This is a genomic window from Acinetobacter sp. AM (assembly GCF_003105055.1).
GTDB classification, from domain to species: Bacteria; Pseudomonadota; Gammaproteobacteria; order Pseudomonadales; family Moraxellaceae; genus Acinetobacter; species Acinetobacter tibetensis.
On record NZ_QETG01000010.1, the window covers coordinates 19963 to 36862 of the forward strand.

6 protein-coding genes are annotated in these 16900 nt (G+C 41.8%); all 6 read right to left on the reverse strand.

All coding sequences use genetic code 11. The features are described 5' to 3' along the window. Window positions 1-29 precede the first annotated feature (29 nt). Window positions 30-692: a hypothetical protein gene (locus tag DCO44_RS07050; RefSeq protein WP_116760415.1), complete on the reverse strand. Its 663-nt coding sequence runs from the start codon at window positions 690-692 to the stop codon at window positions 30-32. Further along, window positions 689-6706, reverse strand: coding sequence for an SdrD B-like domain-containing protein (locus tag DCO44_RS07055; RefSeq protein ID WP_228157525.1), 6018 nt, complete (start codon window positions 6704-6706; stop codon window positions 689-691). The genes DCO44_RS07050 and DCO44_RS07055 overlap by 4 nt, the downstream gene beginning before the upstream one ends. 93 nt (window positions 6707-6799) lie before the next feature. Continuing rightward, window positions 6800-9520 carry a DUF11 domain-containing protein gene (locus tag DCO44_RS07060; RefSeq protein ID WP_116760417.1) on the reverse strand — a complete coding sequence of 907 codons (2721 nt, stop codon included), beginning with the start codon at window positions 9518-9520 and terminating at the stop codon, window positions 6800-6802. A gap of 46 nt (window positions 9521-9566) precedes the next feature. Continuing rightward, a complete protein-coding gene (locus DCO44_RS07065) occupies window positions 9567-10058 on the reverse strand; it encodes a hypothetical protein (RefSeq protein ID WP_116760419.1) in 492 nt (163 codons plus the stop codon). Between the two features lie 480 nt (window positions 10059-10538). Further along, window positions 10539-14243, reverse strand: a complete 3705-nt coding sequence (locus tag DCO44_RS07070; protein ID WP_116760421.1) for a DUF11 domain-containing protein — start codon at window positions 14241-14243, stop codon at window positions 10539-10541. Further along, window positions 14230-16887 (reverse strand): DUF11 domain-containing protein, encoded by a 2658-nt coding sequence (locus DCO44_RS07075; protein ID WP_116760423.1) that lies wholly within the window; start codon window positions 16885-16887, stop codon window positions 14230-14232. The genes DCO44_RS07070 and DCO44_RS07075 overlap by 14 nt, the downstream gene beginning before the upstream one ends. Between the last annotated feature and the right edge of the window lie 13 nt (window positions 16888-16900).

The window sequence follows — 16900 nt, forward strand, 5'->3', positions numbered from 1 at the left end:
AATCTGAATAAAAGCAAATGATGCTCAAACTATTGATTCGGAGTAAAAGGCCAATACGCTAGATTGACGCCCTGACAGCCTGTTGAACCATTTAATTGTTCCACTGTAGCAATTTTTACAGGACTAAAAGCCTGATCGAGATAGTGGTCATTTTCACAATGCTGTGCCAAATATCCCGCCTGATCAACTAAGCGCTCTGCCGCAGCAAAAATCTCGCGCGAATGATGCCATCCCAATTGACAATATTCGGCTGCGGCCCAAACCAATTTAACCTCTGCCTGAGCAAGCTCTTTATAAGCACACTGAAAACCTGCATGAGCTTTAATACTTTCTATACGAGCCCACAAATCTCGGCGCATAACCTGAGCAAAAGCTAAAATTGGCGTTTGAGTCGCAAGCTGCACTCTGTTGTCCGTATTGGTGATATTCAGCGCCTGCTGATAAACCATTTCTAAGTTTTTGGGCTTACTCTTTTCACTATATAACTGGTCTGCATAACTGAGCCATGTTTGCGCTTTTTCCAGTTGATATTTTTCTTTTACATCAGTGCTTTGCTCAAGCACCTCACGTATTTTCGACTGAATCTGTTGATGCGATGAGATATATGTGAATTGATGGGTCTCTGTGTTGGCATAAAGTACTGGGCTAAACAACCCAGCCAACAGCAATGCTTTTAATCCTAAAAATTTCATAATTTAGGCTCCAACGCTTTATTCACGCTTGCCTTGTTTTGATTAAAAAGGTTCTCATCAAATTTAAAGCGGAAACGGAAATAAGCACCGTCCATCGTGGTATCGCCATCGGTTAAATCTTTATCTTCATAACCAACAAAGTTATATCCACCAGAAACCCAAAGATTGGCCGCCAAAAGATAACCCACTTCAACCCCTGCCATCAGCTTGGTGCCATCTGAAACACTGTTCCACATGACGCCAGCATTTACCCCAGCATCCCAACGTTCATTAATGTCATACATGAAACGCGTATTCAGCATTTGCGTCATACCACTGCTTTGCAATAGGTCGTAGGTTTCTTCTAAATATTTCACAGCATACTGACCCGACACATGCACATCGCGCGTTGGATGATAATTTAAATGATGCGACATAATGTAAGCATTACGCTCGTACGGATCACTTAAGGTGGTCTCATTCTTTTCGTAGCGATACTCAATTTTACTGAGTGAATCAAATTTGTTGGTTTCTAAATCACGATAAGCTGCACCAATCTGGAAGCGGTTTATTAAACGATCACCTGAATCAGCAGCTTTATTATCCGTTAAATTTAATACGTTTTTTGCCAAAAAAGTGACTTCATCTGAATACTTATAGGCTGTTCCCAACGTATTTAAATAGCTATCGCTTTGATTTGACCAACGCCCTTCAATACGCGCTACATTCTTCCAACGTGGGTTAGATAAATGCTCAAAGCCTAAAGTTGCAGCGGTAGATTCTAATGAATCTTTGTTTTCACCTTCAAAAACTTTCACTTTCTCAAAGCTGGTATTAAAGAATAAACCTTCTTTTAATTGCCAACGATTACGCACCCCCATTGCCGCTTCTGCTTCACGCGCACTTAAACCATCGCGCACACGATATTCACTGAATACCGAACCATCGCGCATATATTGACTGTCTAAGCCAAATACCGTGGTGTTGCGTTTTTGCGTGTCATTCAGTTCGTATAAACCGCCAATACTTGAGATAAATTCATGCCGTGCATAAGCATGAATATTTTTATAAACTTGGGCATCACCGCCGATTGCAAAGACACGGCGATCACTATCAGCGACATCTTGTTCATATTCAATGAATGCACTTGAACCATCAAATGGTAATGCTGTTTTCAATTTGGCACGAACCGTGGTGCCATCATAAGGTGTTTCAACGCTTTGCGTAGATTTACTGGCGGCATTCAATGACTCATTATAATAACGAACACCCAGTTCCAAACTGACGATACGGTTAATGGCTTTTTCAATTGAAGCACTGATCCCGTTACGTACCCCTGCATTGGCAATATCTTCTGTACGCACGGCTTCAATACGTAATATACCCAATTCATCTAAACGTGCATTCAGTTTTACAGCCGTTTCTTTACGTCCTGAACTGATCGAAGATGCTGCATTGCGGAAGCCAACATCCGCCTGCTGATGATAAGCACGCACATCGACATCACCTTTTTTATAGTCCAGTTCTACACGTGCTGCGGAACCATCCCCCGAGGTATTTGCAGCTGTCGAGGCATTCACATCGGTTAGCTGATCCAAAGTCATTAAATCATGATCAGAATAAGCATATTCTGCAATCAGTTTGGTTTGATCATTCCAGCGAATCACCGTATTGGCACTGGCAATTTTTTCCTGATCAATCGGATCATCATTTTGAATATAAGAACCGCCGACGGTCACTTTATCATTCAATTTATAACGACCATTGACCCCCGCCACGGTATATTCTTTGCCACCTTGATCGGTTTCAATGGTGATTCTTAAATAGACTGGGTTTAGATTTTCATCAATGCTACTTAACGGTGAAGTTAAATAAATACTGTTAGTATAGGTATCAATTTCATAGTCGCTAAACCGAGTTAAAGTGCGTTGTGAAATAATTAAACCAGGGTTGTTACGGTCACGCACAATCACTTCAACTTTTTCACTATTTTGAAGCATGTCATTGCTGTCCATACCCAAGGCATAAGGACCTGAAACCCCCATTGCACGGAGTTCATTTACGACTTGCGTGGTATTGGTACGTGCAGCAAAGCTCGAGACTTGAAAGCGATCCCCTTCAACCACTGACTTTAAACCCGTTAACGATCGGCTATACTGACCTAAAGAAAGTCCTTCATCATTTTCGGTGCGTGTAACGTAGTCACCATACATGGCATAAGAACGACCTTTATCGACACGTACATAAAGTTTACTGGTCGATTGTGCGTCAAAACCTTTGGCAGAGGCATCGCCATACACTGGGTAATATTCATCTGGACGAATATCACGGAATAGACGCTGATTATTTTCTTTGCTTGAGTCATATGCCAAAGTCAGTAAATAATCGCCACGCACTTTGCCTTTTAAGAATAAAGCCGCACGACCACGAATGACAGTTTCACCATCGGCTGAACTGGACAAATCATTCAGTTCTTCTTCAAAACCATCTTGAGTCGAGCTTTGAGACAGATTTTTAGGATCAAACTTATTTAGCGCAAAAGAACCTTCAATAATCCCCGCAACCAACATTGGGCGAAGTTCTGCCAAAAAGCGCACAGGCACAGTCTGTTCGTATATGCCACTACGGACACGTAATACACCCGATCCAGCTTCCAAAGGTGCCAACACGGGCACCACCAAGGATCCACCTTCTGCAAAAACTTGTACGCCAGGTTTATCTGGATCAAGGTCTTTGAGTTGAATCGTACCTATAGATGATTCCAGTGTAATGGGTGTACGTGTCGCAATAGGTGTCCCATGCTGATCCAGTACCTTAACCACCACCTGATAAATATCTTTACCATTGGCATAAACGGCTTGTTCAACAGGCTGCGTCGTCAATTGGTTCATCGCATCTGGTGCAATCACTGTGACTTGTTGCTGATCACGTAAATTACCAAAGCTATCGTACTGACGAACTGCAATGCTATTTTTGCCAGCCGCCAACGGCACACCAATAAAGTCTAAGCCTGTAGCACTACGCTCTTGATAGACTGCTTTTTTACCAATGCGCTTTTCTGACACTTGCTCATCATTTACAAATAAACGAATGTCTGTGCCTAAACTGCCTTTGACCTGAATGGTGGCTTGGGGTGTAGGTAAAATCTGTTGCTCTTTCAGATTTAAAATCGCCAGTTGATTCGATTCAGAACGCTCAAGCTCTTGCTCTAGATCTAAAACAACAGGAGCTTTTACTGGTTCAATTTGAACTGTTTTGACGTCTTTAATCTGATCTTTTTTATATTCAATATTACAATTGGCTGAAGCACCTGCTGCACTAATACATCCACTTGCAGGTTGACCTTGTACATCTGAAACTGAATTGCTCAGTGGATCGACGGTTAAATCTTGACGTAAGGTTTGCTCTAATGCATCCAGTTGTGCATCAATTTTACTACGGCGGTCTTCAATTTGTTCTGCCAAGGCTTGAGTGCATTCACCTGAAGAATCGGTAATCGCGAAGTCTGCACGATGTAACTCGCCACGTTTTAAATCTACGAAACGGCTGGCTGGGTCACCTGCTTGACGGTTATTAATCAGCACCAATTCTGCATTATTCGGTAAAGTCGTATTATCGATTTTAAGCACATGGGTAATCGGTCGAATGCCGTAGAAGTTGTATTTACCTTCACGATCCGTCACCACAAAGCTACCATCTTCCATATAAATACGGACCCCAGGTACGCCCCGCTCTCCCGCATCTTGAACGCCGTTACGGTTACAATCACTAAAGACTTTACCGACAATAAAGCCATCTGGGCTAAATACACCTGGTGTGACTTTTACTGCGGCCTGCGCTTCATTCGAAACGGTATTTTTATTGTCCTGCGCATAAACACGGTTAATACCGTCTCCACTCAGTGCATTAGGACCGACATAGACACGATATTGAACTTTGGCTTCTTGTTTTGGCGTCAGTGTTCCCAAACCAAGCGTCAAATAAGGCCCTTTTCCACCTTCAGGGTCTGCATTTTTTTGCCCATTAACACGAGTACTGCCTGAAACATAAATAAAACCACGAGGCAAAGTATCTTTCATGTTGACGTTATAGAGGGTGGAATCCCCCATATTTGCCACCGTAATTTGGTAATCTTTAAAATCACCAATTTCAGCAGTATTTGTTCCGACCACTTCTTTTTTAATGACCAATTTGTCATTGCTGGGAACAGAAATATCCACAGGATCAATTGGAATATCAATATTGAGTGCAGCATCACCCGTTTTTAACGTAAAGTTACCACCATAAGACCAAGAGCTATCAACGATACGATTAGTAAAATTATTATAAATGGTCTTGTCACTGGTAAATTTATAATTGGTCGAACCTGCAATGGTTGAAGTATCAATATCAAGTCGATAGGTTCCATTTTCGACAAATGGATATACAAATTCACCATTGTTATTGGTCATCTGTTGCGCTGGAATCGCTACTTTTTCGCCCGTGGTTTCATCCAATTTATACGCCACATTTTCAGCAGGATTACCCTTCTCATCCAACAAAGTTACCTTCGCACCAGCAACAGGCAAATTGGTCTTGGCATCAAAAACCACACCATAAGGATCAATCAATACTGTGGTATGAATATCTGTAATACTGTTGGTCGAATTACTGCTCTCATCTAAACAATCCGTCAAAGAAACAATCACTTGATCACGCTTGATGGTTTGTAAAATCTGGTCATTCACATGAATGATACTGGCTTCTTGTGTTGCTAAAGTGAAACGGAATACACCTGTATTCGCTCCAGTCTCAACACCCTGTACATATTCAACGTCTCCAGTCAGCGTCGACTGAACTTTAATTTTGACTTTATCAAGATTGCTGCGTGAGGCATTACACATGGCACTATTTGCAGCAATGTACAGCGGTTGACTTAAACTGCCTGTGGCTAAAATATTGGAATAATTTTTACTATTATTACTAATTGATGCACTACCACCAACGCTTGTCGTCACTTCATTAGAAACAGTTTTTTTCAGATTGGATAACAAACCATGCTCAACACTGAACACGTTTGAAATTGATACATGACTCACATTGGGATTCATGGTTACAACTAACTCAACCGCTTCGGTGCTATTCGCAGCCAAGGCTTGAGGGTATGCCACCACCAATGTATTGATTAAAGATTTATCTGCTGGAATCTGGCGGGTAAACTTATCTTGTCCTAACGGATATAAAACCAGCGCTTTAGAATTGGTCGGTTTAGCCGATTTAAAGATGGTGTTGGCAGGTATTTCATCCAACAGAACTACAGCTTTCATGGCCTCACCATCAACGTCAATGGTTTGCAGACCAGAATTACGCGTTGAACTATTTTTCACACTCAAGCTATAGGTTAAATCATAAGATTGACCTGCTTGTGGTTCAAAACTGGTTTTATCGACCGATTTAGTCGCTGTGAGTTGTGGTAAGAAACTAATTAAAGCATTAACCGCATCTGCAATAGCAGTCGGGTCTTGTACAACATAGGCTTGGAGTGGTAAATCTACTTGCTGACTGTCATTCAACGATATGGAAGAATCCGCAACCACCCATAAATCAACTTTTTGCCCAGCCTGTAAACTTAAATGCCCTGTAACCAGCAAATCTGAACGATCAAATTCACCATTTTGATTACTATCGACATAAATTTTAATATTTGATAATTCGGGAACAGTGCTTTTATCAATCACAATATCAGCAGGCGCATTACTATGATTGGTCAACGTATTCAGCCAAATCACTCGTGCACCCGCATCAATTTCTAATCGTGTTGGTGAAGTGAGGCTAATCACATATTTAGGTGTAATGGTCACTTGAACGGTATTTGAAACCGATTGACCAACTTGACCATCAGTTTGTACAAAACTTGCATATGCCGTATTGGTAATATTTTGCCCAGCAGCAGGCATCACAGCATAAGCATGATTTACCAATGCCATAGCCGTAGCTAAGCTTGAAAAAATAAGCTTGATCTTATGATTCTGTAGCGGCTGAACTCGTTTAATCACGAAAATACCCCAATACCGAGCAAAAGCAGGTTTAAAGGGATAGGCACTGAAGGATGCCTATCCACATAAATAGTTATTAATGTTTTGACTTAATTATTGAGCATCAACTTTAACGCTGAACTTCATCGTCACCGTTTCAGACGGTGCCAAATCAAATTGAGATGACTTCAAGTTGTTTGCCGTATTGGTCACAGTACCTTTTGATACTGGCTCTAGCGCAGCCGCAGGCGACGAACCTAGAGTGGTGTAACTTGGTACAGCATCGGTAATCTCAACTTTCGTTACTGCCTGATTACCATCATTCACCGCTTTAATTTGGTAAATGATGCAAGCACCTGGTTTCGCCTGAAGTGTAGATGTTCCAAAGCCACCATCTGGTGTTCCGTCACATGCCGCATCTAGTGCTTGCATTTTTTCCAGACGGACTTGACCAATGTTGACTGTGGTTTTATCTGTCACAGTGACAGCAGCAGGAGCAGCCGTACCATTTAATGCGCCAGTCGGTGTAACCGTCACAATTGACAAATCGGCTTGACCCGCTGTTGCATTACTTGGCGCTTCAACTTTCACCAAGATATTGATACTTTCTTTTGGAGAAAGACCATCTGCAGCATTGGTTGCAATTAACCACTTGTTAAGGTTCTGAATATCAGTAACCAACTCATCCGTGTCTGCAATACCGTTGTTGTTTTTATCCACATAAACAGAAGTCACAAAACCATTAGTTGCAGGGTCATGTGTAATGCTGATCGGTAATGTTCCATCAGCAATACCCTCTACAACGTTACCGTTGTTGGTTAAGGTATGTTTATAGACAATCGTACCACCCGGTGCGACCTGACCTTGTTGATCCGCCAAGAATGAAAGTCCACGTACTGCTTCTACAGTCAAGTGATCTTTCATCTTGTCTGTTAAACCTGTTGCAGGTGAATTAATGGTGAAGACGATATCTTGGCTATTGGCAGGTGTTGCATCCGTAGACGGAGTCACCTTGGCACAGAAGTATGCCGTTGTATTTGGCTGAATTGCACCCGTATTGGTTACTTTCGTTGCTGAACAAACACCATTGGCATCGGCAACAAAGTATTCAACAGTCCAACCCGATGGTAATGCTTGTTCAGTACCAAAGTTATAGTTGTCCGATGTTGAACCGTAATTCGTTACCGCAATTGGGAAGGTCGCCGCAACGCCAGGTTTAGTTGTTACCGTGGTTACCACATTATTTGAAACGTAAGCCCCTTCACCTGTTAAGCCCGTATCATCTTCCGTATAGTTTTTATTCCCTTTACCATTGCTCAAATCAACTTTTGACGCTGTGATGTTGCTAATTCTTAAAGTCACAGTATCTGAAGATGCAGGCGCGTGCACTGGTGTAATGGTTAAGATTGTATCCAAACCAGGTGCTGTAATTGGACCTGTATAACCATTTGGCAACGTAATACGTGCAGAGATTTCAAGGTGACCACCTGAAGCCAATGGACCACTGTCCACACTCGCATCACCATTGGTATCGGTTAACGGTGTATTACCATCTGACTTTAATAACTCAACAATAGAACCCGCAGGCAGTGCCGATTTATTAACTGTAATGTTATAGGTTTCAGCGACATTACCAAGGTTGTGAATCCAAATATCTTCTGTAGCGCTTGATGCCCCAAATAAAACTGGAGAACCTTGAACCGCTGTTGTTTCGATCAAGTCATTCTTAGTAGGATCACTTGTTTTTTGCGCATCCGAATACGTATCGCTTGCGTTATCGTTAATCGTACCCGTATAGGTAGACTGTACAGTTACATCATATGGGTTGGTTGGTTGAGACGTCTCAGTACCCGGACCATCTGGGTCAAATGTCGCGATGTTGGTAATTTTTCCTGCAGGAGCAGCACTATCAACCGTCACTTGGAAGGTTAACTTGCCAGTACTGTTACGCGCTACAGAAGCAAGAACTAACTGAACTTTATTATTGGTAAATTCGTACTTCGCTGCTGCTGCCGCTTCATCACCAGTCGCATCGGTCAATGCCGCGGTCTGACCGCTCCAACGTGCTGAACCTGCAACATAGGTCACACCTGAAGGTAAAATATCTTCAATGGTTAGATTGGCTGCATCGGAATTACCCGTATTTTTATAAGTCAATTCATAAGTCACGGTATCGCCACGTGCAACGGCGGTTACATTGGCAGACTTCGTCACTTGAATGACCGCACCAGTAACAATCGTTACGGTATCAGTATTCAGTTTGGTTTTGTCCGCTAAGACTGTAATGTAACTACTTGCGGCAGACAGTTCTAATTGACCAGAATTACCTGCTGATGCTGTTGCGGCAGTTGTACCCACCACGACCAAGCCTACAGACTCACCAGCATTTAAGGTAACTTTTTGACCTGCCAAATTCGTACCGTTATCTGGCACACCATCTTTATTTGCATCTAAATAAATCGCAATGTTGGAGAAATCAAAATTATCTCCAGCCACATTGGCTAAATTCAGCGTGAATTCATCCGTTCCGTTACCTGTATTGGTCAATACGTGCGATAAAGTCACGACACCATTCGGGTTGGCAGTTGCGGTACGGTTTTGCTCGAGTGTAAAGCTACCCACTTGTAAAACAGTCGTTTTGACTTCATTTGACGTCACAGTACGTGTGGTCGATGTACCATCTACATACGATGCTGTTGCAATGTTACTAATGTTTGTTCCTGCGGCTGGTGCTGCTGCATGTGCACCTGTCGCGAAAAAAGCAAAGCCCCCTAAAATTGTCGCAATTGACACATAAAGGCTATTTCGCTTTGTGTTCTTCAAATTCATAGGCATAAGAGTCCCCCGACCCCATCAAAATGACGTGTATAAAATTTAGAAATTAATCGTTTGATGCATTTACTTTGGCTTGCGCACTAACAGTTACTGTTTTCTTGGCAGGTAATTCCATGATTTGCCACTGTAAAGCGCGATATTCCTTGAGTGGAACGTTGACGAGTTTTCCATCTACTTTTTTCTTTAATGGCATCGCAGCAAAGTTAACGCCATCTGTACTGGCAAGTGCGCCTGAAGGCAGGCTGTTGCCTAAATATTGAGTATCTGCTGGAATTGGTAAGGTTGCTTTTAAACTTTTAATGCTGTGTGTCGTGTTGTTGGTATAAGTCGCACGATACTCGATTACATCTTGAGGCTTGATTGAGTTTGCAGCTTGAAACTGTGCATTCCCTTTACTGTCTACAACTTTTTTGAATGCTTTTAACTGAATTGATACAGGCTCATTTGATGTCGTAGCGGCAGCCATTCCATGAGCAGCCCCCCCTGCAAGCATTAAACCCATCATCAATTTTTTCAGCGTAGTTCTTTTGTTTAACATGATTTTATCCACTGCAACCCAATGCACATATTTGCGACATTAATCACATTTAAGTAAATTAATGTTGCAAAGCTCAAAGCAATATTAAACAAAAAACAAACGCATCACCATACATTTTATAAAAAAAATGTTAACTGGTTCACCCTTGATTTTTAAATTTATTTATATAAGTTTACAATATTGGAAATAAATGACTGTTTATCATCAATTTTCATAAAAACAGTGACTTTACACAAAGAAACAATGTAAAACTAATCGTGATGATTCAATTATTTTCAGAGGGGAATTGAAGTATTATCAAAAATTAAGCATTTGTTTTTATTGTTTATTTTAAATTAATTTTGGCACAACTCTGGTAGTTTCAACTCATCTGACCGCTTCAAGCAATGCATTGAATATTTTACATAGCAAATCTAACAGAAAAAATAAGGTCGGCTCCATAAAATGACCCGACCTTATTGTATTCACCCAAAATCAAAACTAGTTTGGAATCCGCACGCAGAACCCGACTTGCTCCTTTTGCTTAGGCGCCAATACACCCGGAATTGTCCAGATTAACTGTCCTGAACTTTCTTGAGTTTGACATCCTGAAACACTGCAAGACATGGCTCCATAAACTGTTCCTAGTGGAACACTGTCTTTAAGGACAATATCAACCAAGTTTTTATTTGAATTATTGGTATAGGTGATTTGATATTCCAAATAATCGCCTTTTGCAGCTTGGTTCGTTACAGTAAACGGCGTTGAATCATTGCTCGGTGCAGGGCATGCAGATGTTTTTCGCACCAGTTTGCTCATATTGAGACCTGCTGTGCCAATCGTTGTAATATCATTCACACTATTACTTTCCTTGGTCGTCGCAGCGGTATAAGTCGCCTTGCCATTGACCTTGAAGCTCGCAATAAAGCGATCACCACCTTGTGCCGTAGTAGGTGAATTTACTCGCTGAATCAAACAAATTTTTTCATTGGCTTTTAATACGCGACTGGTGAACAAATTCTCACCTTGATCTAACTGTGCATTACAGTTGCTATCCACGTAAATCAAACTCTGCCAAGGCTGATTGTTTGCAGGCTGTTGCTCTTTAGTTTCAGTTAAATTCAGCACATTCATCACACTTTTCGCACTGAGTTCATGTGGATAATCCACCACATCACCGGCCACAATGGTTTTCTGCCCATTTTGTGTTAAGACCAACTGCAACTCGGCATCACCAAACAAGAAACCATCATAACTGGTCACATTTGCAGCTTTAGGAATGGTAAAGAAGTCATTACTGATGTCGGCTGTCGCTGTCACGCTACTGGCTTTTGCAGAACTCACCGAATCAAAACCTGTCAAATTACGCTGTACCAAACAAACATTACTTCGCCCAGCAAATACGTCATCTAAGGTTTGAATTTTAAAATCACCATTGGCATTGCTGGTTGTAGAAGCCAAAACGGCCTTACTGCTACAATCTTGCAGTTCAACAAAACTCCCTGCAATTCCCACTTCACTTGCATCTACAATCGCGTTATACGCCTTGGAAACATCCGAAGTTGTACCGCTATTATCGTTAAACACCCGCCCCGAAAATACATAACCTGCTTTTTTACTGTTGGTCACGCGACAAACGAGTTTAGCGGCAAATTTCACATTCGCTGCCGGTATGGTTTGGGTCAAACCATTTACGCCCCCCAAATTGGCAGTACTATTTCCTGAAATGGCTGCATTGGTATCTGTACATTCAATACTTTTAAGTGAATATAAAGTCGATGTCGATTCAGTAAAACTGATGGCTGTGTTTGGTGTTGCATAAGCCAATAATGAACCTTGCTCAACGGGGGATGTACTTTTCTTTAAACGAACCGATTGTGCAGCCCCAACTACTGTTGTGACCACTTCACCACTGGTAATGGTTTCAGCATTGGCATTGCTCAAGTTTGTAAAAGCACTAAAGTTGAAGCTGTCTGTGCCATTTTCAGACACTTTATTCATTTCGAAAGTCGGTTTAAGACAAACATTGAGTTCATTAAAACCAATTCCAATATCATCCCCCACATACGTGCTGGTATTTGGCCGAATATTTTGGAATTCGGTCCGCACTATTTTGGCCATTGTTACTGTTGTAGGTAAAGTAATCGTAAAATTGATAGCCACTGGGTCAGTGCCATACGAGCCAATCGCATAATCCGCAGTGTCCACTTGTGCGCCATTAAAAGCTGTAAATGAAGCTCGAGTATTTGAACTTTTCGCAGGCGTGACAAGAGCGGCATAAACAACGCCATCGACCATAATTTTTAAAGTTGCCCCACTGGTATTTGCTTTAGGACTACCATTTGACCAATTTAAACGCCCTTTTAACTGCAATGCACCATTTGCGCCCGTACCATACATGACTGAATTTGGCACAATCGTCGGGTTAGTCCCCGCTGTTTTCAAAGCATTATCATAAGGACTGCTCGCATTATCAGACAAATATGCTTTAAAAGTTGTGTCTGAAACCAAATTAGCCGATTGACCAGATACGCATTGGTTTTGTGAACTGCCACTAGTGATTGGCGTACTTTTACTTACCGTTGTACTCACTGTACTTGTATTATTGGTTAAATCAATTTCTTTCGCTTCTGCTGAGTTAACTGTGGCCGTATTGGTAATTTGGTTGGATGATACAGGCTCTTTATAGACCAAGCCTGAAATAATAAAACTTAAGAAGTTGCTATTCCCTGTTTTATCTACAGGCAATGTATTGATTGTAGCACTCAGTTGATTGGAATCTTCAGGATTAGACACGGTCGGGCAAGTCACTGAGGCACTACTTGGTACGCAATAACGATATAAACCAGCCAAATTATCAGGAATTAAATCGGCTACAGTAATATTTGAAATCGCTTTCTCCCCCTGATTCCAGACCTTTAACGTGTAGGTAATTACATCTCCAACCTGAGCAACAGTTTTATCTACTGTTTTACTAATAGCCAAATCATCACTACGTTTAGCCACCGTAATCGCTGTCCCAAAACCTGTTTCTGTTAGACGTTGCAATTCCGTATTACTACATGTTCCACCTGAAAAGGACATTCCAATGGGGCCATACTGTCCTTGCGAATACTTATTTGAAGTATTTTGGTTAAGCATTCGATAGTTAACTTTATAATAACCGCCTGTTGAAATTGTAGTAGCGACTTCATATCTAACACCCGATTGGAAGCTATCCCTTGGGTCTTGAATCACGGTCGCTGAACCTGATGGAGGTGTTATCGAAATATATGCCCCATCATCCACTTCAGCCCCAGAATTTCCAACACAAGCACTCACACTACTGGTGGATGCAGGAATATAAACATAAGTTTCAAATTCCCACGCACGCAAGTTATTCACACGACTATTCGTTGCACTCACCGTGGGTAATAAAACATTTCTATATTGATAAGTCGTTAAATTCGAGACTGCTTCAACAAATGTTGGATTCGGGGATGTAGCTAAATTGGTAAAATAACTATCTCCACTATTACTACTAGGCATAGAGGCTGATAGATATTGACCAATCGGATTTTTATTACTTACAGGCCATGCACCTAAAATAGCACTTGTCTCCTCCGCATAAGTTCCACATCCAGAACCACTACATATTGTTTGGCTTGTATTACGACCCGCCCAAAAAGCATCATAAGCTTGAGGATTAGTTGTTTGAGTACTTCCTGGTTGCCCCCAAACTCGATGAATACTTTCACCCACCCCACTGCCAGGGTTTACCTCATTACTGGAAATCGCAATGGTTGTTTGTTGCGTCGCGCTTGAAATAGGGGCCGTCGAAGCGACAGAATAATCAACATAAATATCAAATGTGCCAGCATTTGCAACGCTACCAATACTGCAAGTATAAATTGAGTTGGCCAATGTACACGTATTAGATGCTGTCCGAACCTGACTGATGCTTACACCCGTAGTGAGAGCCGCCCTAACTTCAACTTTTGTCGCTGTCGCAGCGGATGGTCCAAAATTTTTAATGGTAATGGTTTGTGTACCCACATCACCTTGTACAATTGTAGGCGTGTTTGCACCAATAACCTCAAAACGAGCAATGGGGATTGGATTATCACTGAGTGGAGTCAAGGCATGCGTCAAGGAAATCCCTACTGCTGAAAGCACAACAGAAGCCATAACTTTTTTCTGAATGCATTTCATTTTAGTTCCCCACATACTTCACTCCAAACTCTAAGCTATGGCTTTCATTACTATTTATTGCTGCAACAGAAGCTTTAATTGCACCCATTTGCCCCAGAGCAGGCGCACTAAGCGAACCAGATTCACATGTACTACAACTTGGTGCTTTACTCATGACCATCGCTTCAGGCGTGTAATCATAAAAATTAAATCGACCAATCGCAGAAGCGCCCAAATTCTTCACGGTTAATTGATACAAAACACATTGTCCTGAACCATCTGCATTGCGTGTAATCGGCAATACATTTGAGGTATACGCGCCATCCGCTACGCCATCACAATTATTATCTTTAGCTTGCAACTTACTCAAACGGACTGGCGCAGTGGTTATAGTTGTAATGTCTGTTGCCGTATCTAATATCGTCCCAGCACTATTTTTTAGGCTAATGATGGAAGTATTCACGACTCCAACAGTGTTATACGCGGTATTTTCAACTTTATTAAAGATACGAATAGGCGCTTTGCTGCTTAAAATAGAACTATTTACAACTGATAAATTCTGAATCATCGGATCAGAAGCATCTAACTGCCCATCATTATTGGCATCGTAGTAAAGCGTCGTGGTAAAACCTGTTCGATCATTGGCAATGCTTAAACTGTCCGTTGCAGACAATACCGAAGTTCCCCACGGCTTTAGGCTATGGCTATAAACAATACTGCCGCCCGGCGCAATTTGCCCACGCAAATCAGGCTCTAAACTCACTCCACCTTGACTCGCATTTGAGTTAATCGTGATGGCATTATGGATTACGTCATAACCATTACTTGGTGCTGACGTAACGAGATTTGAAGAAGCAACTTTAAAATAAATCGGAATTGGCTGGCTTGTGCTTTGAGCATCTGCACGAATTTCCACCACGGCGCAATAAAGCTGCGATTCATCATTATCTAACAAACGAGTTGAAGAGATTTCTGCCCCAAGTACTGAACAGTTTGTCGTTGCTGTCGAGAAATAACGGACTGAACTAATTTCAAGAGGCAATGCGACTGTCGTAAAATTATTATCGGCATCGGCACTAAAGTTATATGTGGTCGCTTGACCTGTATGACGCACCGTAAGTGGGAACACTACTGTTTGGTTATTTCCCCCTGCTAAGGTTTTCCAAGGCGAACCACCATTGGACACATTGCCATTTCCCGTACCATTTGCCGTAGCTTCTGGACTATTGATCAGGTCAACTAGGCGAGAAGCAGTACTTTGAATGAGAGAAGTCCGATCTTGTACCGTATCTGTTTTGGTACTGTCTAAAATTGACTGTGCTTTAGGTACAATGTTATATGTGGTATTGGCTGTATCTACATAGTCTGTGGGGAAAGTGACTTTCACAATTATCGGAAGCTTAGCCCCCGCATCGAGCGCTCCAGTATCAATAATGCCATCATTATTGGTATCAAATAATGGGGTCACGCCATCTGCACGATAGAATTCCAATACACTACCTGTCGGTAAATTATGGCTGTTAAACGTTAAATTGAACCGATCTGCTACCGTTCCTGTATTCCAAACATAGTTTTCAAAAAGAACCGTACCACCACTACTTATCCCTAATTTTTCTAGTAAATCATTACCACTCACACTATTTTCGGCAGCATTAATCACCACCCCATAGATTGGCTTAATGCTTAATACCGCAGTGTTCGACTGTGTGGTTAAATTTGCAGTGGTGGAAAGACCGTCATGGTCGTAGTCCATATTGGCCAAGTTTGGAATTTCGCCAGGTGCTGTACGCACCACACGAACACGGAACTCAATATAGCCTTGCGCATTTGCAGGCACATTGCTGATCTGTGCACGAATGGTTTTACCATCGCTATCGAGGTAATAATTGATTCCTGTCGGGTCATTACTGCCTGTCGCAGAATTCAGTGCCTGCCCATTCCAGTTTTCATTACCTGCCACATAGGTCAACTGAGTCGTATCCAGCAGGTCGCTGATATTCACTACACCGCTGTTATTACCGTTATTGAAATAGGTTAAACGGACAGTTGCAATATCACCATTTACGACGCTTGTTTTATCAAAACTCTTGGTTAAATTTAGCACCGCCTGATCGGTGATTCGTGATGTATCAATATTATTTTGAGTCAGGCTGGGTTGTTGTGTAGAGGTTGCTGTGAGTTGAATCTGACTGAAGCTATTTACGGCTGCTGATGAAGGGATCATTGCTTTAATAATCAGTGCAACTGTCTCTCCAGCATTTAAGCTATATTGGCTAATCGGCGTATTATTGTCTGCAACACCATTTCGATCGGCATCTAAATAAATTTCAATATTACTGTGGGTAAAACTTCCCCCTGCAATTTGACTGCCCAACAAATTATAAAGATCACGCTCGTTCCCAGTGTTGGTTAAAACATGATGATAATAAACCGCCTGCCCCGGACGTACATATTCCGTTCGGTTATCTTTCAAACTCAGGTTATACACAGGAATCACCGTGGTTTGAACCAAGTTGGAACGTGCCACTTGAACCACAGTAGAGCCTTCTTCTTTGTATTCCCCCACAGCCATGTTACTGATGACCAAAGCATCAGCAAAAACCCAAGTCGATGCTGTTGCCCCCAATAAGCTCAGCATGGCAATACGCATATTTCGAATCATTTTCTTTTCTGCAAACATTTTCCGAGCCTAC